This window comes from Paenibacillus sp. MMS18-CY102 (genome assembly GCF_009789195.1).
Classification (GTDB): Bacteria; Bacillota; Bacilli; order Paenibacillales; family Paenibacillaceae; genus Paenibacillus_T.
In genome coordinates, this window is sequence record NZ_WSTC01000002.1 from 1 (window position 1) to 19,817 (window position 19,817).

Sequence of the window (19,817 nt, forward strand, 5' to 3'; positions counted from 1 at the left end):
TTTGCTGTTGCCGGATCATCCGCTCACCTACTTTTTTGTAATGACTCAATTATACGGCAAAAAAGGCATAGCCTCTTCAACTTTTTTGAAGGGCTGTACCTTTTCTAAGAGTTGGACTTTTTCAGTGACCTCGGAAAACCTGCCCTATCGGTGGGTAAACGAGCAAATGGGCGGGATAGGGCAGGAAAACCTGCCCTATCGGCGGTGAAACGAGCAAATGGGCGGAATAGGGCAGAAAAGCCTGCCCTATCGGTGGGTAAACGAGCAAATGTGTGGGATAGGGCAGGAAAACCTGCCCTATCGGCGGTGAAACGAGCGAATGCGTGGGATAGGGCAGGGAAAACTGCCCTATCTACAATGTGTGCGGCTGGCACATATAGGTAAGCATTGGTATTTAACTATTCTGCAACAAGAAAACAGGTCATCTCGTCAATAATAAGGAAGGCAGCAATGACAGTTCGATGACTGCAAGGAGATGATCAGTATGAACCGATTGCTTCAAAGAAACAAACGCAGCGCCATGATGATCACGATTATTGCGTTTACCGTTATGCTTTCAGCCTGCGGCTCTAATTCAACGCCTAACGGTACGCTCCAGCCTACTTCGCCTGATCCTTTGACGGACACGCAACAGCTGAGTACCGGGGATAAGACCTCACATAGCCCGGCCCCGACCCCGAATGTAACAACGCAGCCTGTAAAAGCGACGAAGCCAGCGCCAGCGCCAACGCAGGAGTCGGAGGATTCGCAGCTTCGCAAGCAATATGTGGAGCGAATTTACAAGCTCGCGAAGTCTGGCAAAATGGTGAATGCAGGTGACTTTATCGTCGGCAAAACATTGATCGACGAGGTGCACAAAGCTTGGGGCGAGCCCAACAAATCGGAAGGCGGCTATGATTTCTACTCGCCTGGGATGATGAAGGGAACGATTGCCTTTGGCGTCGGCCGAGGCGATGTTGTGAAAGAAATACGGATTTTTGGAACGGCGCTTGACCCGATTAAAGACGGTGTACTGCTGAAGGTGTCTGACGTGAAGGCTGCGCTAGGTAAGCCAACGACAGTTCGCACTACAGGCAAGCAACGTATTATGGTCTATAAAATAAGTTCGTATGAACTTAAATTTGTCTATACGCCAGGCAAGTCCAACGATCCAACCTTGGATCATATTAACCTTTTCTCCCCAAAAGCCGCGAAAGCGATGGGCGAAGGCTAACGGTTTTGCTGCTCCAATAGATTACGCATATTAAAGCCCGCATCCCATATGGGACGCGGGTTTTTTGGCATTTTCCGATGACGGCTGGGAATGGATTGAACAGTCACTATAAGCAATTCTTATTATCCATATAAGATTTGTTGAAAATATTCGTTGACAACTCGAACGAGTGCCTGCTATTATTTTCCCATAACCTACTAAACAGATAGGAATTAAACAAATTCGAAATTGGATAAGGGGTGTAAGGAAATGAAAAAGTCTAAAACGATCAAATGGTTTACCGTATTGCTAGCTCTCTCGGTGGTGCTGACAGCTTGCTCTTCCAAAGAAAAAGAAACGAAGAGCGATCCTGCGGCAGCCGACACGAAGGAGCCAACAACAACGACGGAGGCAGCTAAGGAGCCTCTCAAGCCGGTAGAATTGCTTAACGTATCTTACGATCCAACCCGTGAACTTTATGAAGCTTATAACAAAGCATTCGCAGCATATTGGAAGAAAGAGAAAAACCAAGAGGTTACGATCAAGCAGTCGCATGGCGGCTCCGGCAAACAAAGCCGTGCGGTAATTGATGGGCTCAAGGCAGACGTTGTAACGCTCGCACTCGGCTACGATATTGATGCGATTCAAGAAAAAGGCCTCATTAATGAAGGATGGCAAAGTAAATTCGAGCTGAACAGCTCGCCATACACGTCGACGATCGTCTTCCTCGTTCGCAAAGGCAACCCAAAGGGCATCAAGGACTGGAACGATCTGGTGAAGGACGGCGTGCAAGTCATTACACCGAATCCGAAAACATCGGGCGGCGCACGCTGGAACTACCTCGCTGCTTGGGGCTATGCACTGAAGCAGAATGGCAATGACGAAGCGAAAGCGCAAGATTTTGTAGCTAAGCTGTTCAAAAACGTACCGGTGCTCGATTCTGGCGCACGCGGCTCCACGACGACATTCGTCGAACGCGGCATCGGCGACGTCCTGCTCGCTTGGGAGAACGAAGCGTACCTGTCGGTTAACGAGCTTGGCAAAGATAAGTTCGAAATCGTCTACCCATCGCTCAGCATTTTGGCTGAACCGCCAGTCGCTGTCGTTGATAAAGTAGCTGATGATCGCGGAACGCGTGAAGTGGCAGAAGGTTACCTGAAATACCTGTACTCCGAAGAAGGCCAACGCATTGCTGCCCAAAACTACTATCGCCCAACACTGCAATCCGTAGCTGACGAGTTCAAGGACCAGTTCAAGCCACTTGAGCTGCTGACGATCGACAAAGACTTCGGCGGTTGGAAAGAAGCGCAAACGAAGCATTTCGCTGACGGCGGCATCTTCGATAAAATCTACGTTCCAGGATCTTAATCATACATTCATGATTGCGAATGCTTAAGGAGCTGACTTCACATGAAAGGTTCCGCTAACCGACGGGCACTTCCGGGGTTCGGATTGTCACTCGGCTACACCATCTTCTACTTGTGCGTCATCGTCCTCATCCCGCTTGCCGGCGTGTTTATTAAAACCGCCGGCATGGGCTGGACGGATTTCGTGCACACAATATGGAACGCACGTGTCATCGCCGCTTACAAGGTGAGCTTCCTGACTGCACTAGCGGCAGCTGGCATTAATGCGGTGTTCGGCTTGCTCGTCGCTTGGGTGCTTGTACGGTATCGGTTCCCCGGGAAGTCGCTTGTCGACAGCCTGGTTGACCTGCCGTTTGCATTGCCTACCGCGGTAGCCGGCATCGCGCTGACGACGATTTACGCGCCGAATGGCTGGATTGGCTCCAAGCTGGAGCCGCTTGGCCTGAAGGTAGCGTTCACGCCGCTTGGCATAACGATCGCACTCGTATTCATCGGGCTGCCGTTCGTCGTGCGTACGGTGCAGCCGATTTTGCAGGATCTCGAGAAGGATACGGAGGAAGCGGCGGTCATGCTCGGCGCTTACCGCTGGAGAACGTTCCGGCGCATTATTTTTCCAGAGATAGCCCCTGCATTGCTGACTGGCTTTGCGCTTGCTTTTGCTCGCGGGATTGGCGAATACGGCTCGGTTGTCTTCATCTCCGGCAACATGCCGATGAAGACGGAAATTGCTCCGCTGCTCATTATGACGAAGCTAGAGCAGTACGATTATGCGGGCGCTACGGCGATCGCGTTAGTTATGCTGGTCGTTTCGTTCATCGCGCTGCTCATTATCAATTTCCTGCAAGCCCGCATTAGCCGCCGCACGACCTCTGCATAAGAGGATGGAATTGGCAGAAGCATTGCAAGTTAGGTTAGATCAGGGGGGATTTACATGGCTGGCGCAGTTACCGCGCACCTGTCGGAGAAAGCCGCCGTCAGGCCGCGCCACATTAATGAATCAGGTTGGGTACGTGCTGTACTCATCACCGTTGCACTCGGATTTCTCGCACTTGTTGTGCTATTGCCGCTTATTACGGTCTTTATTGAAGGGCTCAAAAAGGGCTGGGATGTGTACACCGCATCCCTCCGCGATGCGGATGCATTGTCGGCCTTGAAGCTTACTTTGCTTGTATCGCTTATTGCAATCCCGCTAAACACGGTGTTTGGCGTCGTAGCGGCATGGGCGATTACGAAGTTTAAGTTCAGGGGGCGCAACGTCCTCATCACGCTGATCGATTTGCCTTTTGCGGTATCGCCTGTCATCTCGGGCCTCATCTATGTGCTGATGTTCGGTGCGCAAGGTTTGCTCGGGCCATGGCTGGATGATCGCGGGATTCAAATTATTTTCGCGCTGCCGGGCATCGTCTTGGCTACGGTATTCGTTACCTTCCCATTCGTTGCAAGAGAGTTGATCCCGCTCATGGAAGCGCAAGGCGTCCAAGAGGAGGAAGCAGCGGTAAGCTTGGGAGCGCGCGGCTGGAAAATGTTCTGGCACGTCACGCTGCCCAACATCAAGTGGGGATTGCTGTACGGCATCATTTTGTGCAACGCGAGGGCAATGGGAGAGTTCGGCGCGGTATCGGTCGTATCCGGCCATATCCGTGGCGAGACGAACACGCTGCCGCTGCATATCGAGATTTTGTATAACGAGTACCAGTTTTCGGCTTCGTTTGCTGTAGCTTCATTGTTGGTTATGCTAGCGCTGGTCACATTGGCCGCGAAGAAATTTGTCGAGTGGAGGGGATCGAAATGGGAAAGCAAGTAGAGCTCAATGAATGGTGGCAGGATCGCATCGCCGATCAACTAGAAGGCATGGAGTATGGTTCCGTCGTCATTACGGTGCATGATGGGAGAATCGTCCAGATCGACCGGACAGAGCGTAAAAGGTTCGACCCTTCCGCGGGCGTAGTGCCGGCAGCGAAGGCAGGAGCGGAGCAGTTGAAGAGTGCGAATGCGCCATTGAAAGCGGCTGGGAAAGTCGCTAACGGCTAGCATTGTTGCTGATGTAATTAATTCCGGTGGGACGAATGCGTCTCGCCGGTTTTTTTTGTGGAAAAATGCCGTTATGAAAAAAGGCTCCGCACCGGCATGCGCCGAGCGAAACCTTCTAACATCCCTTAGGATTGAACAAACTTGATAATAACCATTGCTGCGAATACGATGGTCATAAAGCCCAGCATCCCGCCGAAACCGAACATAACATCCTGCAAATCATCGCGTGGTTCTTCGTTAAGATGCGCGCGCGGATCTTCCACTGTGTACTGCGAGTTGTTCATGACTCAATATCCCCCTCGTACGTAACCGTAAGTACATATATACTGTAGTATACCCAACACCGTAAACAATTGTAAAGTGAAATCCGGACAAACCTTTGGCCTTACGTATGCTACAATAGTAAGGATGGCGCATCGCGCCGTAATTCATGCATATATTTCGACCATTGGAGGTAGATCGATGGAACGGCGGGGACAGGCAAGTGAACGGGATGCCGCCGCGGAGCTTATCCGAGGCAAGCTGGCGCTGCTGCCGGATGCGCCGGGCTGCTATTTAATGAAGAACGGCGAAGGCACGATTATTTATGTAGGCAAGGCGAAGGTGCTGAAAAACCGGGTTCGGTCATATTTTAACGGATCGCATAATGGGAAGACACAGCGGCTTGTTTCTGAAATCCGCGACCTTGAATATATCGTAACGGGCAGCAACATGGAAGCGCTCATCTTGGAGTGTAACCTGATCAAGCAATATCATCCGCGTTATAACGTACTGTTGAAGGACGACAAGACGTTTCCATATATCAAAATCACAAACGAACGCCATCCGAAGCTAGAGGTTACAAGGCGGGTCCTGAAGGATAAAGCGAAGTATTTTGGGCCGTATCCGAACGCATTCGCAGCCCAGCAGACGAAGAAGCTGCTAGATCGGCTGTATCCGCTTCGCAAATGCAACACACTGCCGGACAAAGTGTGCCTCTATTATCATATTGGCCAGTGTATCGCGCCTTGTGAATATGATGTGGAACAAGCTGATTATGATCGAATGGTGCAGGATATTACGAAGTTTCTTAACGGCGGGCAGGACGAGGTGAAATCGGAGCTTCAGCGTAAAATGGGCGAAGCGGCGGAGTCACTGGAATTCGAGCGGGCGAAAGAATATCGCGACCAGATCATTGCGATTGAAGCGATTGTGGAGAAGCAGAAAATAACGATGTCCGACGCGGTTGATCGGGACGTATTCGGTTACGCGATCGATAAGGGCTGGATGTGCGTGCAGATCCTGTACATGCGGGCGGGCAAAATGGTAGAACGCCGCTCGTCGTCGTTCCCGTACTATGGCGAGGCTTACGACGATTTTGTCACCTTCGTTGCCCAGTATTATAGCGATAATCCCGCACTGCCGCGCGAGATTTTGCTGCCGGAGCCGCCGGAGGAGCCTGCTGATGGGCAGGCGGGAGAGCTGGCAGAAGAAACCGAAGGTGATTCTGTATCGATGCAGCCGGAACGAACTGGTGAAGTTTCGCTCTCAAGTGAGGGCGTTGCGCCTGATGAGCAAGCAGTGGCGGAATCCGATGAGGATGCGCCTGCTGGTTCACGTGCCGATGATGTGCGGGAATCGCTCCAGAAATGGCTGAAGGTCAAAGTATTCGTCCCGCGCCGCGCGCGGAAGCGTGAGGTCGTGGAGATGGCTTGCAACAATGCCAAAGTGGCATTGGATGAGAAGTTTCGGCTCATCGAGCGTGATGAGGAGCGCAGCGTGAAAGCTTCGGAATCGCTTGCTGGATGGCTTGGGCTGGAATCGGTTCGCCGCATTGAAGCGTTCGATAACTCGAATATTCAGGGCACAAATCCGGTGTCGGCAATGGTCGTATTCATCGATGGCAAGCCGGAGCGGAAGGAATACCGTAAATACAAGGTGCGTACAGTCGTCGGAGCCGATGATTATGAAACGATGCGTGAGGTCGTGCGCAGACGGTATGAGCGGGTGCTTAAGGAAGGGCTGGAGCAGCCGGACCTAATTGTCGTCGATGGCGGCAAAGGCCAAATTGCCGTCGCGCTCGATGTACTGCGCAATGAGCTGGGGCTGCAGATTCCCGTATGCGGCCTCGTAAAGGATGCGAAGCATAAGACGGCGCAGCTGATGACGGGCGATCCACCTGAGGTCGTTCCCCTGCCGCGCGACAGCCAAGAGTTCTATTTGCTTCAGCGTATTCAAGATGAAGTGCATCGCTTCGCGATCACTTTCCATCGTGAACAGCGCGGCAAGTCGATGGTCGCATCGCAGCTGGATGCGATTCCTGGGATAGGGGAGAAGCGGCGCAAGGCGCTGTTGAAGCATTTTGGCTCGTTGAAGAAGATTCGGGAAGCCTCGGTGGAGGACTTCAAGCCGTTGTCGATCGGCGAGAAGCTGGCGGAGCAGATCCTTGCCGCATTGCGGGAGGATGAGGAGACGGCGGCGGTTCCGGAGACAGCAGTGGGCGAAGCTGGCGAATAGATGACGGAAATGAATAATAAGCGCTACAGGGATTGATCCTGCAGCGCCTATTTTGCTTTTTGGGGTCTATCCACCTTCGACAAATACCCTATCCACCCGTGAACGGGCAATCTGTGCGAATAGGGCAGCCAAGCCAATCGACTCAAGCCGTATCGGCATTTCTGCCGCGATTGGCCATCTTCCGCAGCGCCCACGCGATGCCGACAGGCAGTGCCAAGTAGAAGAGCGCAGCGAGCCAATTCACTACGGTCCCCAACGTAATGAGATCGAACGCCATAAGGATCGTATCAAGGATAGCATGCGTTAAGACGGCAGTGACAAAACCATATCGCAGGAACAGCCAGCAGAACAGAAGGCCAACGATTGTTAACTCAATTAGGCGGCTGTATGCCGGATATACGGGATATGTGACATGCCCAAGCGCCCAGATGATCGTTGGAATTAGGCAGCCCACGAACTTATTGCGGAACACCTTCGTAAACCAGGCGATGCCGAATAGCCGGTATATCGCTTCTTCTGAAATAGCTGCGCACCAAGCAAGCAGCGGGTACAGCAACGGAATCGCCAGATTGTAAGGCGATGATTCGACGCTTGTTGTGGACCAAGAGCCGATCGAACGGTCAAGGCTATACAATAAAATGGATTGGGCGCCGAGCATAACCAATGCCAGCGGGTAGGATAACTTCATCGCCCGCCAAACATGGTCGCCGTAACCCGGCTCCCCATAACGTGACCATAGGCGCCGTCCATCCCGCCGCCAGATTCCGTCCCCACCGATGAGGGAGAACCAAACGGAGACCGCCATCAGCCCCGTGAATAGGTTAGAGAACAATAAGCCAGCGACAGTGAGTGTATCGGCATTCGGGCGCTCGCCATAGGAAGCGCGAATGCCGTCCGCCATGCTGTAATTATTCGCTACATAGAAGAGAAGGAATAGCCCCGCAAGCAACAAACCACGCCGGAATGACGTGCTCCGCCTCGTGCGTATCGCCATAATAATGGCAAATAAGAATAACAAGGCATTCATGAGCAAGCTGCCGAACAAGGAAAGCGAGGCAGCCAGCTTATCTTGTCTCTCTACATCAGCAATATAGCCTCGTGGCGCTTCGAAAGCTGCATGATAGCTGGTTGCTCTTAAAGCGCCTGATTGATCTGTAGCCATAACGGATATGCGGAGCATCAGCTGTGCATCACCGATCTTATAGCCCTTAGGCTGAAATGTGACGATCTCGCCGTTAACTTGGCTATCGCGCAGGTCCGTGCTGCGGAATCCTTCGGCGATCGCGGCCTTGCGGGCAAATTGCAGCTTTGTCCATTCGGAGACATAACGGGCAGATGATTTTGTACGGTCATCGCCAATTGGGAACAGCCGCCATCCGACGATACGGCCTGATTCCATATGCGTGTATACAAATAACTCGCCGTATTTCGTATGCAATTGGGACTGAAATGTATCGGTCGGAAAACGGGAATCGTACGTGTGCGCAAAGTCCAGAAGTTTGTTTTCTTTGGACAAATAGCCATATAACAAGCTATCCGATTGATGAACGGTATGCGGCGCATCAGCAGCCCCGCCGAACCTCTCATCCGCTAAGGCAATTGCCTTCTTCCCAGCCACTACCCGCGTAATTACGCCGCCATTTCCTTGAATATCCGCATCCTCAGGCGAAGAGGCTGTAAAGATGGGCGATAGCTGTAGCAAGCCAAATAATAGCAGGCCAATGACTCCCAGTATCGTTAGAATACGGGGGATGCGCTGCGGCAATAATGGGGTTTCGGTCATGAGTTCCTCCTTGAACGCTGAGTGTAGCGGCGCCGTTAGCTTGTTTGCTTTCCTTCTACAGTAGCATATGTGTTTGGCGTCCCGTCAATGTCTGTCTTGTCCTTAATCAGCAGAAGTGCACTCAAAATACGCGATAATGGATGCAATCACGTAAAATAACGGCCAGCGTCCCGCTACGGACAAGCTTCTTCGGAGGATTTGGCTGTTTTTCGTTCAATAGCGCCGCAATCCGTTCGATTCGCCAGTTGGATATAGGAACCATTTCGCTATATAATCGTTAACGTCAGTCGACAATAACCGCATATTCAACAGCCGAATTTCCAATGGAAAACGGGGGAACCATATAGTTGCCGTCTTAATCAATGATAACGAATCAGAAACATGTTCGGTCATTCTCGGCAATTCGGGGTGAATTCTGCGCAGACATCAAGTCTAAGCCGCAGATAGGGCGATCTATCCAGCCCGAATCCGACAGCTAACCTCGTAGGCTGCATGGACAGAACTCATCGCAGACGGCATTGGGTTTCCAATGTCTTTTTTTCTATGCCTTGCGGCGGGTTCCGCTTCGTTGGATCAAGGAGAGGAACGTGTAATGGACAAAAAGAAAAAATGGTTTAAGTGGTCTCCGCCGCGCATTTTGGTAACCGGATTTGCGCTCATTATTTTGCTGGGCGCCGTACTGCTGTCATTGCCGATTTCGAATACGAGCGGCGACTCGCTTCGATTTATCGATGCGTTGTTTACGGCAACTTCTGCGACCTGCGTGACTGGCCTAGTTGTCGTGGACACAGGACTGGATTTTACAGTGTTCGGCCAAATCGTCATTATTGCGCTTATTCAGGTTGGCGGATTAGGCTTCATGACGATGGCAACGCTAATCGCACTCGTGCTGCGTAAACGGATTTCGCTCAAGGAGCGGCTTATCCTTCAAGAGGCTATGAACCAATCGAGCATGGAAGGCATCGTTCGGCTTATTCGCAAAGTCATTATTTATTCTCTCGTCATTGAAGCGACGGCAGCCGTATTGTTTGCTTCCCGATTTGCCTTCGATATGCCGATGGGCAAAGCCATTTATTTTGGCATCTGGCACGCGATCTCGATGTTTAACAATGCGGGATTCGACCTATTCGGTGAATATCGGAGCTTGACCATGTACGTGAATGATCCGATCGTCAATTTTACAGCAATGGGGCTTATTATACTCGGAGGGCTCGGTTTTATCGTTATGTCGGACCTTATTGAATATCGAACGAACAAGCGGCTCTCGCTCCATTCCAAAGTCGTTCTTACGATGACAGGCATTTTGCTTGCGGTCGGCGCAATCGTTATTTTCATTTTCGAATTTTCAAATCAGAAAACGCTCGGATCGCTAGGCTGGGACGGAAAAATTTGGGCTTCCCTGTTCCAATCCGTTACCCCTCGTACAGCCGGAGCAAACACGATCGACATTGGCGCGATGCGGCATGCTTCGATTTTCTTCATGGTCATCCTTATGTTTATCGGTGCATCGCCGGGCTCCACAGGCGGCGGCATTAAGACGACGACATTCATGACGCTAGTTGGGGCCGTAATCGCAATGATTCGAGGCAAGGAAGATATCGTGCTGTTCCGCTTCCGTTTGGCGCGCGAGCGCATTTTCAAAGCATTGACGATTACGCTCTTGTCGCTCGCTCTGGTTATTGGCGTTACGATGCTGCTGTCGACAACGGAAGACCGCGATTTCTTGCGAATACTGTTTGAGACGACTTCAGCATTCGGCACAGTTGGATTAACGACGGGCATTACGACGACACTGACCGATTTTGGCAAAATCGTGTTGAGCCTCACCATGTTTGCTGGCCGATTAGGGCCGCTTACGCTTGCGTACGCGCTAGGGCCACGTGCTGAGAAAGAGCTGTACCGCCATCCGGAAGGCAAAATTATTATCGGTTAACCCACTATAGGAGTAGGAGAGAAAGAAATGAAACAATTCGTCATTATCGGCTTAGGCCGCTTCGGCTCCAGTCTTGGACAAGAGCTTGTACAGCTCGGATATGAAGTGCTCGGCATTGATAAAAATGAGGAGACCGTCGATGATATGAGCCATCTGCTGACGCATGTCGTCTCGGCAGATGCAACGGATGAAGAAACGCTTCGCGCGCTTGGCGTCCGCAATTTTGATTGTGGCGTCGTGGCGATCGGCGACGATATCCAAGCAAGCATTCTCGCGACGATCCAATTGAAGGATATCGGTGTGAAGAAGGTTGTGGCCAAGGCGTTGAGCGAGCTTCACGGGCGTGTGCTGGAGAAGTTGGGCGTTGACCGCGTCATCTATCCGGAGCGGGATATGGGCATTCGCGTTGCCCATCAGCTTGTATCCCCGAACTTGCTCGATTACATCGAGCTGTCCAAAGAGTACACGATTGCAGAGTTGGCTGTGCCTAGCTGCCTCAATGGCAAAACATTGCAGGATATTAATACGCGCGCGAAGTTTGGATGCAGCATTGTTGCCATTAACAAGCCTAAGGGCGGCGTTATTATTGCGCCCACGGCAAGCGAAGAGCTGGCTGAGAAGGATATCATGGTTGTAATCGGCACGAACGAGCAGATCGAGAAATTTGAAGCAAGCGTGGCCCGTTAATTAATGGAGACGGCTACTGCAATTGATATTCGCCATATATTATCGTTATTTCTTATTATAGCGGCAGCAGGCATGTTATCCGGCCGAATGGCGTCGCTGCTTCGATTGCCAGACGTTGTCTTGTTCATAGGCGCAGGCATGCTGCTGGGGCAAGGGCTGCATTGGATCGATGAGGCTGCTGGCACGCTGTTTAATCAGCTGATTCTTACGGCGGGTTCTACACTTATCCTGTTCGATGGAGGGCGTAATATCCGTTTATCCGGCTTGCGGAAGGTTGGTTGGACGGTGGGATTGCTAAGCGTGCCGGGCGTATTGATTACCGTTGGCGTCGTTGGGGCGGCGGTTCATTATGTGTTTGGTTTGGATTGGCTCACATCGCTGCTTGCAGCGTCTGTGATTGCCTCTACCGATCCGGCATCGATTATTCCGGTGTTTCGCCAAGTGACAGTCCGAAAGAAGGTAAGGGAGACGGTTGAGAGTGAATCGGCTTTCAATGATGCGACAGGCTCGATTATTACGTTCGCTTTATTGGCTGCTGTAACCGGCGAGTCCGCACTTCAAGCAGGGCCATTGGCATTTGATTTTGTAAAAACGGCACTCGGAGGCATCGTTGTAGGGATCGTGTTCGGCGTTGCAGTCGTTTACCTGGTCGCCCATCTGCGCCTAGGGCTCTTCCGGGATTATACGACGATTGCCATGGTCGGCACGGCGATTGGCGCGTATTTGATTGGGGATATGCTGCATGTGAGCGGCTTTATGGCGGCATTCGTCGCAGGCTTGATTTGGGGAAATCCTGATGTGCTTCGCTTGAAACTCGATGAGAAGCAGGAGGAACTCGTTCATTTCTCCGATAACGTGACGATCATTATGCGCATGCTCATCTTTATCCTGTTGGGCAGCCAAGTAGACTTTAAACTGCTTGGTGATTATGGATGGCAAGCTTTAATTGCCGTTCTTGTGATGATCTTCATCGCACGTCCGTTAACGGTGTTTTTATGTGCGCTGCCAGACCGCAAGTCGAAGTGGACGTTCAAAGAGATGCTATTTATGATTTGGGTGCGGGAGACGGGCGTTATTCCGGCTGCTCTGTCAGGCATGCTGGTCGGTATGGGCATTCCTCATGCTCAAGTAATTGCGTCGATCACTTTCATGGCGATCATGCTGACGATTATGCTGCAAGCAAGCACGACGGGCTGGTTGGCACGTAAGCTAGGCATGGATGTTGAGGAGCGGGTTTAAGGACGGGGCGGGATTAGAATAAGTTCGCTTTGGTTTGTATAAATGTGTGAACGCAGGCGATTACTGTTGAAGCAATTCGTTCATACTACATAGTGACTACGGCGAATAAGTCGCGGCTGCTCTCGTGCAGCCGCGACTTCTCGCATGTAGAGGGTAATGATTGGCGCATGCGAATGGGCAAGCATGAGGCCAGCCGCCGCTATCTATAAACGGGGGTAGGCGGCCGCAAGGCTATCGACCCATAAGCGAACGGCTGGGCTAAGCCCTGAAGGGGAAGCGTAGATGAGCGATGTTGTCCGTTTGGTTTGCTCCAGCTCGCGGATTGGCGCGACGGTTAATTCATTATCGTCCAGCAATTCTTGGCGGACATAGGAGCGGGGCAGCAGCGTTGCGGAACGGCAGGTGACCAACAAGCGCAATATCGCTTCGAAGGAGTCGATTTCCATGCGTACATCCGGCTCCAGCTTATACTTGTCGAACACTTCGTCAGTCAGTGTACGGTACCAGGTTCCTTTGGTAAACAAAATCATCGGAAAGCCATTCAGTTCGCTGATCGACATCGGGCCGCGATCCGAGACGAACAAATTGCGGGGCATGACGAGTACAAGGTGATCATCGAATAACGGAACGCAATGCAGCTGAGGGTCTTGGATGCGAGAGGCAACGATGCCGAAGTCGACCTTTCGTTCGCGCACGAGCGATACGATTTCATGGGTCTTGCCGGTAACGGCCTTGATGTCCAGATCAGGATGGCTGGAGGTTAACGATTTGATAAAGTCGGGCAGCGTAGTTTGTAGCGTTGTTAGGCTTGCGCCAATCGTAACCTCCGTCGGCCCCTCGTTGCGGAAGCCGGAGACGGTATGCAGGTAGCGTTGATGAAGCGAGCGAAGCTCCAGTGCGTATTCGTAAGTCAACTGGCCGACTCTCGTTAGCTCCAACCTTTTGCCAAGGCGGCGAAACAGCTCTACGCCGAGCTCTTCTTCCAGCTTCGAAATCCGGCGGGATAAGGCGGGTTGTGACAAATTTAGCAAGACGGATGCCTTGTTCATGCTCGATTGCTCGACCACAACGGCGAAGGCTAGCATATCTTCAAGCATGTCAGCAGCTCCTTTCTATATAGGTAATGGATGGTCTTATGCATAATAGTTATAAGAATTTATCAACAATAAGCAATTCCATTATAAGCGGAAAAGGAGTAGGATGGAAAGTGTGGCTAAGTTGTGTCGACTTTTGTTGGCGCTGTACGGGCTCGGGCTTACAATGTAAAATGTTTTGTTGGGCAAAGCAATCTAATCGGGTAAGTTTGGAAAGGAGAACGCATTACTTATGAAAGCAAACTCGTACCATTGGCGGAAGCTTCATTCCCTGTTGGGAGTCGTTCCGCTCGGCTTGTTCATTATCGAGCATGCCATTACGAACTATTCCGCATTCGAAAGTGGAAAGGAAGGGTTTAACGACAGCGTTAAGTTTCTGAATGACTTGCCGCTTGTGTACTTCCTGGAGATCTTCGGGATTTTCCTTCCGCTCTTGTTCCACGGCGTATACGGCCTGTACATGGCTTATCAGTCCAATATGAATGCTGGCCGATTCAGCTATGGCCGTAACTGGGCATTCGTCGCGCAGCGCGTAACGGGTGTCATTACGTTCATCTTTATTTTCTGGCATCTCTATGAGACGCGATTCCAAGTAGCAATGGGCAACTTGACGCATGAAGAGCTGGGCGCGCATATGCACGACATCTTCACGCATCCGGTAAGCCTCGTGCTGTACGTCATCGGCGTATTGTCTGCTGTCTTCCACTTCAGCAATGGCTTCTGGGCATTCCTGATTAGCTGGGGCATTACGGTAGGCCCTCGCGCACAGCGCATTTCGGCTGCGATCTGCATGGGCTTGTTCGTCATTATTTCCGTACTCTTCCTGCTGTCGATCGTTGCTTTCACGGGCGATGAATTCAAAGAAGCAGCATCTGCAGCGTCTTCAATATTGGTAGGCTAGCAACAGAACTTCCGAAAGGAGAGCATTCGATTATGGCTAAAAATAAAGTAATCGTCATCGGCGGCGGCCTTGCCGGCCTTATGGCGACGATTAAAGCAGCTGAGGCAGGCGTTCATGTTGACCTGTTCTCGCTCGTTCCAGTTAAACGTTCCCACTCCGTATGTGCGCAGGGCGGCATTAACGGTGCGGTTAATACGAAGGGCGAAGGCGACTCCCCATGGGAGCACTTTGACGATACGGTATACGGGGGCGACTTCCTAGCGAACCAGCCGCCGGTAAAAGCAATGTGCGACGCAGCGCCAGGCATCATCCACTTGATGGACCGGATGGGCGTTATGTTCAGCCGTACGCCAGAGGGCTTGCTCGACTTCCGCCGCTTCGGCGGCACGCAGTACCACCGTACAGCGTTCGCAGGCGCTACAACAGGCCAACAGCTGCTGTACGCATTGGACGAGCAAGTTCGCCGTTGGGAGACGGCAGGCCTTGTTACGAAGTATGAGCACTGGGAATTCCTCGGTGCTGTGCTTGACGACGACGGTGTATGCCGCGGCGTGTCGGCGCAGGACCTGCGCACGATGGAAGTTCACACCGTACGCGCGGATGCGGTTATTCTCGCAACGGGCGGACCTGGCATTATTTTCGGCAAAACGACGAACTCGGTTATCAATACGGGTACGGCTGCGAGTGCCGTGTATCAACAGGGCGTTAACTATGCCAACGGCGAAATGATTCAAATTCACCCGACTGCAATCCCAGGCGACGACAAAAACCGGCTCATGTCGGAATCGGCGCGCGGCGAAGGCGGACGGATCTGGACCTATAAAGACGGCAAGCCTTGGTACTTCCTTGAGGAAAAATACCCGGCTTACGGTAACCTCGTGCCGCGTGATATCGCGACTCGCGAGATTTTCAGCGTATGCGTCGACCAAAAGCTCGGCATCAACGGCGAGAACATGGTATACCTCGACCTGTCGCATAAAGATCCGAAGGAGCTGGACGTTAAGCTCGGCGGCATCATCGAAATTTATGAGAAATTCGTCGGCGACGATCCACGCAAGCTGCCGATGAAGATTTTCCCTGCTGTGCACTACTCGATGGGCGGCATGTGGGTTGACTACAACCAGATGACGAACGTTCCGGGCTTGTTCGCATGCGGCGAATGTGAGTACCAATACCATGGCGCGAACCGTCTGGGTGCGAACTCGCTTCTGTCTGCCATTTATGGCGGCATGGTTACGGGACCGAAAGCTGTTGAGTATATCAAAGGCTTGAAAAAATCGGCTGAGGACGTTGCTTCCTCGATCTTCGACCGTGCGAAAAATGAGCAAACGGCGAAATACGAGAGCATTCTCAAAATGAACGGTACGGAAAACGCGTATGTGCTTCATAAAGAGCTTGGCGAGTGGATGACGAACAACATGACTGTCGTTCGTTACAATGACCGCCTGGAGCAAACGATCGCCAAGATCAAAGAGCTGAAGCAGCGTTACAACAATATCAATATCAACGACACGGCTCGTTGGAACAACGCAGGCGTAGCCTTCACGCGCCAGCTGTGGAACATGTTCGAGCTTGCGGAAGCGATGACGCTTGGCGCATTGATGCGTGACGAGAGCCGCGGCGCACATTACAAGCCAGAGTTCCCTGACCGTAACGACGATGACTTCCTCAAGACGACGATTGCAAAATGGACCAAAGACGGTCCGCAAATTTCGTACGACGAAGTCGATACGTCGCTGATCGCACCGCGCAAACGCGACTACTCGAGCAATAAGTAATCGAGCGAACGATTTACGCAAAACCTAAGCAAGCGTATGCTGAAGTGAGCGAACGGATTCAAGCAAACCTAAGCATATGCTTACGATGTGGTTTTGCTCCATAGGGTTACCTCGAAATTCGGTAATCTGATTCACGCAAAACCTTTAGGAGGGATAACCGATGGCCGAAACGACTGTTGCAGCCAAAACGGTGAAGCTCGTTATCTCCCGTCAGGACGGCCCTGATTCGGCGCCGTATACGGAAGAATTCGAAGTGCCTTACCGTTCCAATATGAACGTGATTAGCGCGCTGATGGAAATTCAGCGTAATCCGAAAAAAACAGACGGAGCCGACACGGCGCCTGTCTGCTGGGAATCGAACTGTCTGGAGGAAGTATGCGGCGCGTGCTCGATGGTTATTAACGGCAAGCCTCGCCAGGCGTGCAGCGCGCTGATCGATAAGCTCGAGCAGCCGATCCGCCTGGAGCCAATGCGCACGTTCCCTGTCGTTCGTGACCTTGTCATCAACCGCGAGCGCATGTTCAACGCGCTGAAGCGCGTGAAAGCATGGATTCCAATCGACGGTACGTACGATCTCGGGCCGGGGCCACGCATGGCGGAGACGAAGCGCCAATGGGCTTACGAACTGTCCAAGTGCATGACTTGCGGCGTTTGCCTTGAGTCTTGTCCGAACGTAAACGACCGCAGCAGCTTCATTGGGCCGGCGGCGATTTCGCAGGCTCGCCTGTTCAACACGCATCCTACGGGTGAAATGCACAAGGAAGAGCGCCTGGACGCACTGATGGAAGATGGCGGCATCGAGGGTTGCGGCAACTCGCAAAACTGCGTACGCGCATGTCCGAAGGGCATTCCGCTGACGACTTCGATTGCAGCGATCAACAAAGATACGACGAAGCATTTGTTCAAAAAATGGCTCGGCATGTAGCATCACGCCTACATGTAGCCTGAGGCCGGCAGCTTAAGACGCTGCCGGTTTTTGCTTTTCCTTTTTGCGCGAATATCGCTCTAGCCTTGGCATCTTTACGCTCTCCAAGCGGTATGGTACGCTCATACAAGATGTTAAAGGGGGGTTCGCTAGAGATGGGAGCTACTAGCCTAAGCGTAAAATCTTATTGCCTCTCCAAGCGTGGAGCGGAGGAGACGTACCCATTCGGGCCAGAGCCGCTCGTATGCAAGGTCGGTGGGAAGATGTTCGCGTTGCTGTCTGATAATTCGGTTTCCTTAAAATGTGATCCAGCCATTGCCTTAAACCTGCGTGAGCAGCACGAAGCAGTGAAGCCGGGCTATCATTTGAACAAAAAGCATTGGAATACCGTCGAGTTTCATTCGTCGCTCACGGAGGGCGAGCTATGGGATATGATTGACCATTCGTATACGCTCGTCGTGAAAAGCTTAACGAAAGCGCAGCGAGCTGCTGTGGAAGCTTAGGTTATAAAGCTGAATGTAGGAGGGGAATCCAATGGCCAAACGCCAAAAGAGCAACAACGCATCGAATCGCAGCCATGCACAGGGTTATCAGCAGGGGCATGAGCTGCCTAAGGATAAACCGGCAACGTTGAAAGATTTGCTCGGAGGTGACGTACTCGAGAAGCTTAAGCAACAGCAAGATCAGCTGAAAGCTGCTGAGGAGCAGCGGAAGGAAGCAGAGCGCGTACAGGCTGAGGAAGCGCGCAAAGCGGAGCAGAAGCGGCTGGACAACGATTTTGAATATTTGCTGGGCAATAGCAAGATGGATTGGCGCAAGCACAAGTAAGCAGGATACGAGCATGCCTGCCGGCAACAAAAGCATAGCTGTCCGAAAAGTATGCCTATACGACTTTTCGGACAGCTTTTTCATTCAGTTCATATGTACAGATGCATGATGCACCGGAGGATGCGGGACCGGCGCGGCTAAGATAGGAGCCTTCCTTTTGATCTAATTGTGATGCCATTGTATTTTGTACAATGGGGAAGGCAGGAATGGACTGTCCCGAAGGTTCCCATTGTAGTTCATACAGTGGGAGGTGGTCCAGAGAAGCGAAGTTGTGCCCAAAACATAATAAGCAGCGTTCCCATTGCACGATATGCAATGATGCCTTCTCACTTCCGCGTTCAAGTTGATTCCATTGTACGAACTGCAATGAGCACGCTGCTGCATGAACCAACAAACCGCGTACCGCCGACGGCATCGCATGCTGCCGACGGCATCGCATGCTGCCGATGGCACTGCATGCTGCCGACGGCACCGCATGCGGCGCCACCTTCAATACGGCGTACAACGCCGCAGTCCACCCGTATACTCACCGCCGGCGCTACAGCATACAAACAACACAAAAAGGGTGTCCCCAGCCGTTGTGGCTTAGGGACACCCTTTTTGTGTTATTCAAGCGTTCGTTCCAAGCAAGGCTACATCCATTTCTCTCCCCAATTTTGAATGGAGGAGATAACGGGCTCCAAGTCATGCCCTCTTTCTGTCAGTTCATATTCGATACGAACAGGCATCTCAGGGTAAACCGTCCGTTTTACGATAGTTGTCGCTTCAAGCTCCTTCATGCGGTCGGTCAGCATTTTGTCGCTCATCTCAGGAATCTGCTCTTTAATTTCTTTGAACCGTTTCGGGCCTCCAAGCAGTACGCGAATGATGAGCCCTGTCCACTTTTTGCCGAGCAGCTCAGCTGCTGCTTCGTACCTCGGGCACATTTTTGAGTAATCCAACCGTATCACCCCTTTATCTAACTCTATTGTACCATATGAACTAAGGAAAGGTAAGTGAGTCTGGCTGGGAAAACGATAAAAACTTTATATTGGTTATATACTTGACTTTAGTAAGTGACTTACGATATGATGAGTCCATCAAAACATTACGCATCGATTCCACGGCGGAATCGGAAAGGTGAGGGGAAACATGTTGGATACAGGATTATTGATTATTCGGGTCGTTATTGGTTTGTTGTTCGTAGGGCACGGCGCGCAGAAGCTGTTCGGTTGGTTCGGGGGCTATGGCCTGAAAGGAACGGGCGGTTGGTTCGAGTCAATCGGCATGAAACCAGGTGTTCTGATGGCATTCGGTGCAGGAGCTGCTGAAGTGCTGGGTGGAGCGCTGTTCGGCTTCGGTCTTATCACATGGCTTGGAGCAGCATTTATTATCGGAACGATGTTGATCTCGATTGTGAAGGTGCACGGGGCTAATGGATTATGGGTGACGCAGAACGGGTATGAATATAACTTGGTGCTGCTGGCCGTTGCGCTTGGCGTTGCGCTCACTGGCGCGGGTGAGTATTCGATTGATGCTTGGTTGAAATAATACAAATAAGTGAAGCCAGAAACGGCTCGTGAG

The 19,817-nt window shown here is 51.8% G+C and carries 21 protein-coding genes and 1 riboswitch; of the genes, 16 read left to right on the forward strand and 5 right to left on the reverse strand.

From position 1 onward, the window contains the following. The 6 genes from GON22_RS25905 to GON22_RS01650 all read left to right on the forward strand — a co-directional run. A partial coding sequence (locus GON22_RS25905) for a hypothetical protein (RefSeq protein ID WP_237178952.1) occupies nt 1-208 on the forward strand: 208 nt, incomplete at its 5' end. A gap of 276 nt (nt 209-484) precedes the next feature. Next, nucleotides 485-1,213, forward strand: coding sequence for a YjgB family protein (locus tag GON22_RS01630; RefSeq protein ID WP_160394390.1), 729 nt, complete (start codon nt 485-487; stop codon nt 1,211-1,213). A gap of 249 nt (nt 1,214-1,462) precedes the next feature. Continuing rightward, nucleotides 1,463-2,560, forward strand: a complete 1,098-nt coding sequence (locus tag GON22_RS01635) for a sulfate ABC transporter substrate-binding protein (protein ID WP_160394391.1) — start codon at nt 1,463-1,465, stop codon at nt 2,558-2,560. 42 nt (nt 2,561-2,602) lie between these two features. Further along, nucleotides 2,603-3,436, forward strand: coding sequence for a sulfate ABC transporter permease subunit CysT (gene cysT / locus GON22_RS01640; RefSeq protein ID WP_160394392.1), 834 nt, complete (start codon nt 2,603-2,605; stop codon nt 3,434-3,436). A gap of 54 nt (nt 3,437-3,490) precedes the next feature. Further along, on the forward strand, nt 3,491-4,363 hold the full coding sequence (gene cysW, locus GON22_RS01645; RefSeq protein WP_160394393.1) for a sulfate ABC transporter permease subunit CysW: 873 nt from the start codon (nt 3,491-3,493) through the stop codon (nt 4,361-4,363). Further along, nucleotides 4,348-4,590, forward strand: coding sequence for a YezD family protein (locus tag GON22_RS01650; RefSeq protein ID WP_160394394.1), 243 nt, complete (start codon nt 4,348-4,350; stop codon nt 4,588-4,590). The genes cysW and GON22_RS01650 overlap by 16 nt, the downstream gene beginning before the upstream one ends. Nucleotides 4,591-4,715: 125 nt before the next feature. Here the strand turns inward: GON22_RS01650 and GON22_RS01655 are convergent, their stop codons facing one another. Beyond that, nucleotides 4,716-4,874: a YqzM family protein gene (locus GON22_RS01655; RefSeq protein WP_160394395.1), complete on the reverse strand. Its 159-nt coding sequence runs from the start codon at nt 4,872-4,874 to the stop codon at nt 4,716-4,718. 178 nt (nt 4,875-5,052) lie between these two features. Between GON22_RS01655 and uvrC the strand changes: the two genes are divergently transcribed. Then, nucleotides 5,053-7,086 (forward strand): excinuclease ABC subunit UvrC, encoded by a 2,034-nt coding sequence (uvrC, locus tag GON22_RS01660; protein WP_160394396.1) that lies wholly within the window; start codon nt 5,053-5,055, stop codon nt 7,084-7,086. 142 nt (nt 7,087-7,228) lie between these two features. On the opposite strand, the gene GON22_RS01665 is transcribed toward uvrC, so the two are convergent. Continuing rightward, nucleotides 7,229-8,869, reverse strand: a complete 1,641-nt coding sequence (locus GON22_RS01665; protein WP_160394397.1) for a CPBP family intramembrane glutamic endopeptidase — start codon at nt 8,867-8,869, stop codon at nt 7,229-7,231. Nucleotides 8,870-9,169: 300 nt separating this feature from the next. Next, a riboswitch (cyclic di-AMP (ydaO/yuaA leader) is annotated at nt 9,170-9,374 on the forward strand. Between the two features lie 87 nt (nt 9,375-9,461). On the opposite strand from GON22_RS01665, the gene GON22_RS01670 reads away from it, so the two are divergent. The 3 genes from GON22_RS01670 to GON22_RS01680 are packed head-to-tail and all read left to right on the forward strand — an operon-like array spanning nt 9,462 to nt 12,728. After that, on the forward strand, nt 9,462-10,802 hold the full coding sequence (locus tag GON22_RS01670) for a TrkH family potassium uptake protein (RefSeq protein WP_160394398.1): 1,341 nt from the start codon (nt 9,462-9,464) through the stop codon (nt 10,800-10,802). A 27-nt stretch (nt 10,803-10,829) separates the two neighbouring features. Continuing rightward, nucleotides 10,830-11,489, forward strand: a complete 660-nt coding sequence (locus tag GON22_RS01675) for a potassium channel family protein (protein ID WP_160394399.1) — start codon at nt 10,830-10,832, stop codon at nt 11,487-11,489. Between the two features lie 3 nt (nt 11,490-11,492). Continuing rightward, on the forward strand, nt 11,493-12,728 hold the full coding sequence (locus GON22_RS01680) for a cation:proton antiporter (protein ID WP_160394400.1): 1,236 nt from the start codon (nt 11,493-11,495) through the stop codon (nt 12,726-12,728). A gap of 203 nt (nt 12,729-12,931) precedes the next feature. On the opposite strand, the gene GON22_RS01685 is transcribed toward GON22_RS01680, so the two are convergent. Further along, nucleotides 12,932-13,825, reverse strand: a complete 894-nt coding sequence (locus tag GON22_RS01685) for a LysR family transcriptional regulator (protein WP_160394401.1) — start codon at nt 13,823-13,825, stop codon at nt 12,932-12,934. A 229-nt stretch (nt 13,826-14,054) separates the two neighbouring features. Between GON22_RS01685 and GON22_RS01690 the strand changes: the two genes are divergently transcribed. The 5 genes from GON22_RS01690 to GON22_RS01710 all read left to right on the forward strand — a co-directional run bounded on the left by GON22_RS01690 (nt 14,055) and on the right by GON22_RS01710 (nt 18,254). Next, entirely contained in the window at nt 14,055-14,723 is a 669-nt protein-coding gene (locus GON22_RS01690; RefSeq protein WP_160394402.1) for a succinate dehydrogenase cytochrome b558 subunit, read from the forward strand. A 32-nt stretch (nt 14,724-14,755) separates the two neighbouring features. Next, nucleotides 14,756-16,501, forward strand: a complete 1,746-nt coding sequence (gene sdhA, locus GON22_RS01695; protein WP_160394403.1) for a succinate dehydrogenase flavoprotein subunit — start codon at nt 14,756-14,758, stop codon at nt 16,499-16,501. Nucleotides 16,502-16,661: 160 nt separating this feature from the next. Then, nucleotides 16,662-17,426, forward strand: coding sequence for a succinate dehydrogenase iron-sulfur subunit (gene sdhB, locus GON22_RS01700; protein ID WP_006038947.1), 765 nt, complete (start codon nt 16,662-16,664; stop codon nt 17,424-17,426). 155 nt (nt 17,427-17,581) lie between these two features. Then, complete coding sequence (locus GON22_RS01705; protein WP_160394404.1) at nt 17,582-17,929, forward strand: MmcQ/YjbR family DNA-binding protein; 348 nt, start codon at nt 17,582-17,584, stop codon at nt 17,927-17,929. 31 nt (nt 17,930-17,960) lie between these two features. Continuing rightward, complete coding sequence (locus GON22_RS01710; protein WP_160394405.1) at nt 17,961-18,254, forward strand: YqkE family protein; 294 nt, start codon at nt 17,961-17,963, stop codon at nt 18,252-18,254. Nucleotides 18,255-18,592: 338 nt separating this feature from the next. Here the strand turns inward: GON22_RS01710 and GON22_RS01715 are convergent, their stop codons facing one another. Both GON22_RS01715 and GON22_RS01720 read right to left on the reverse strand, forming a co-directional pair. Continuing rightward, the gene (locus GON22_RS01715; RefSeq protein ID WP_160394406.1) at nt 18,593-18,784 is read right to left on the reverse strand and encodes a hypothetical protein; all 192 of its coding nucleotides are present in this window, start codon (nt 18,782-18,784) and stop codon (nt 18,593-18,595) included. Between the two features lie 102 nt (nt 18,785-18,886). After that, nucleotides 18,887-19,195, reverse strand: a complete 309-nt coding sequence (locus tag GON22_RS01720) for a winged helix-turn-helix transcriptional regulator (RefSeq protein WP_272898759.1) — start codon at nt 19,193-19,195, stop codon at nt 18,887-18,889. Between the two features lie 190 nt (nt 19,196-19,385). Between GON22_RS01720 and GON22_RS01725 the strand changes: the two genes are divergently transcribed. After that, complete coding sequence (locus GON22_RS01725) at nt 19,386-19,784, forward strand: DoxX family protein (RefSeq protein ID WP_160394407.1); 399 nt, start codon at nt 19,386-19,388, stop codon at nt 19,782-19,784. The last annotated feature ends 33 nt before the right edge of the window (nt 19,785-19,817 follow it).

What these genes read in the sequence shown, in the direction of transcription:
- cysT (WP_160394392.1), top strand. Translation starts at nt 2,603, where the DNA reads ATGAAAGGTTCCGCTAACCGACGGGCACTTCCGGGGTTCGGATTGTCA.
- GON22_RS01650 (WP_160394394.1), top strand. Translation starts at nt 4,348, where the DNA reads ATGGGAAAGCAAGTAGAGCTCAATGAATGGTGGCAGGATCGCATCGCC.
- cysW (WP_160394393.1), top strand. Translation starts at nt 3,491, where the DNA reads ATGGCTGGCGCAGTTACCGCGCACCTGTCGGAGAAAGCCGCCGTCAGG.
- GON22_RS01710 (WP_160394405.1), top strand. Translation starts at nt 17,961, where the DNA reads ATGGCCAAACGCCAAAAGAGCAACAACGCATCGAATCGCAGCCATGCA.
- GON22_RS01680 (WP_160394400.1), top strand. Translation starts at nt 11,493, where the DNA reads ATGGAGACGGCTACTGCAATTGATATTCGCCATATATTATCGTTATTT.
- GON22_RS01725 (WP_160394407.1), top strand. Translation starts at nt 19,386, where the DNA reads ATGTTGGATACAGGATTATTGATTATTCGGGTCGTTATTGGTTTGTTG.
- GON22_RS01685 (WP_160394401.1), bottom strand. Translation starts at nt 13,825, where the DNA reads ATGCTTGAAGATATGCTAGCCTTCGCCGTTGTGGTCGAGCAATCGAGC.
- sdhB (WP_006038947.1), top strand. Translation starts at nt 16,662, where the DNA reads ATGGCCGAAACGACTGTTGCAGCCAAAACGGTGAAGCTCGTTATCTCC.
- GON22_RS01655 (WP_160394395.1), bottom strand. Translation starts at nt 4,874, where the DNA reads ATGAACAACTCGCAGTACACAGTGGAAGATCCGCGCGCGCATCTTAAC.
- sdhA (WP_160394403.1), top strand. Translation starts at nt 14,756, where the DNA reads ATGGCTAAAAATAAAGTAATCGTCATCGGCGGCGGCCTTGCCGGCCTT.
- GON22_RS01665 (WP_160394397.1), bottom strand. Translation starts at nt 8,869, where the DNA reads ATGACCGAAACCCCATTATTGCCGCAGCGCATCCCCCGTATTCTAACG.
- GON22_RS01690 (WP_160394402.1), top strand. Translation starts at nt 14,055, where the DNA reads ATGAAAGCAAACTCGTACCATTGGCGGAAGCTTCATTCCCTGTTGGGA.
- GON22_RS01670 (WP_160394398.1), top strand. Translation starts at nt 9,462, where the DNA reads ATGGACAAAAAGAAAAAATGGTTTAAGTGGTCTCCGCCGCGCATTTTG.
- GON22_RS01630 (WP_160394390.1), top strand. Translation starts at nt 485, where the DNA reads ATGAACCGATTGCTTCAAAGAAACAAACGCAGCGCCATGATGATCACG.
- GON22_RS01635 (WP_160394391.1), top strand. Translation starts at nt 1,463, where the DNA reads ATGAAAAAGTCTAAAACGATCAAATGGTTTACCGTATTGCTAGCTCTC.
- GON22_RS01675 (WP_160394399.1), top strand. Translation starts at nt 10,830, where the DNA reads ATGAAACAATTCGTCATTATCGGCTTAGGCCGCTTCGGCTCCAGTCTT.
- GON22_RS01705 (WP_160394404.1), top strand. Translation starts at nt 17,582, where the DNA reads ATGGGAGCTACTAGCCTAAGCGTAAAATCTTATTGCCTCTCCAAGCGT.
- uvrC (WP_160394396.1), top strand. Translation starts at nt 5,053, where the DNA reads ATGGAACGGCGGGGACAGGCAAGTGAACGGGATGCCGCCGCGGAGCTT.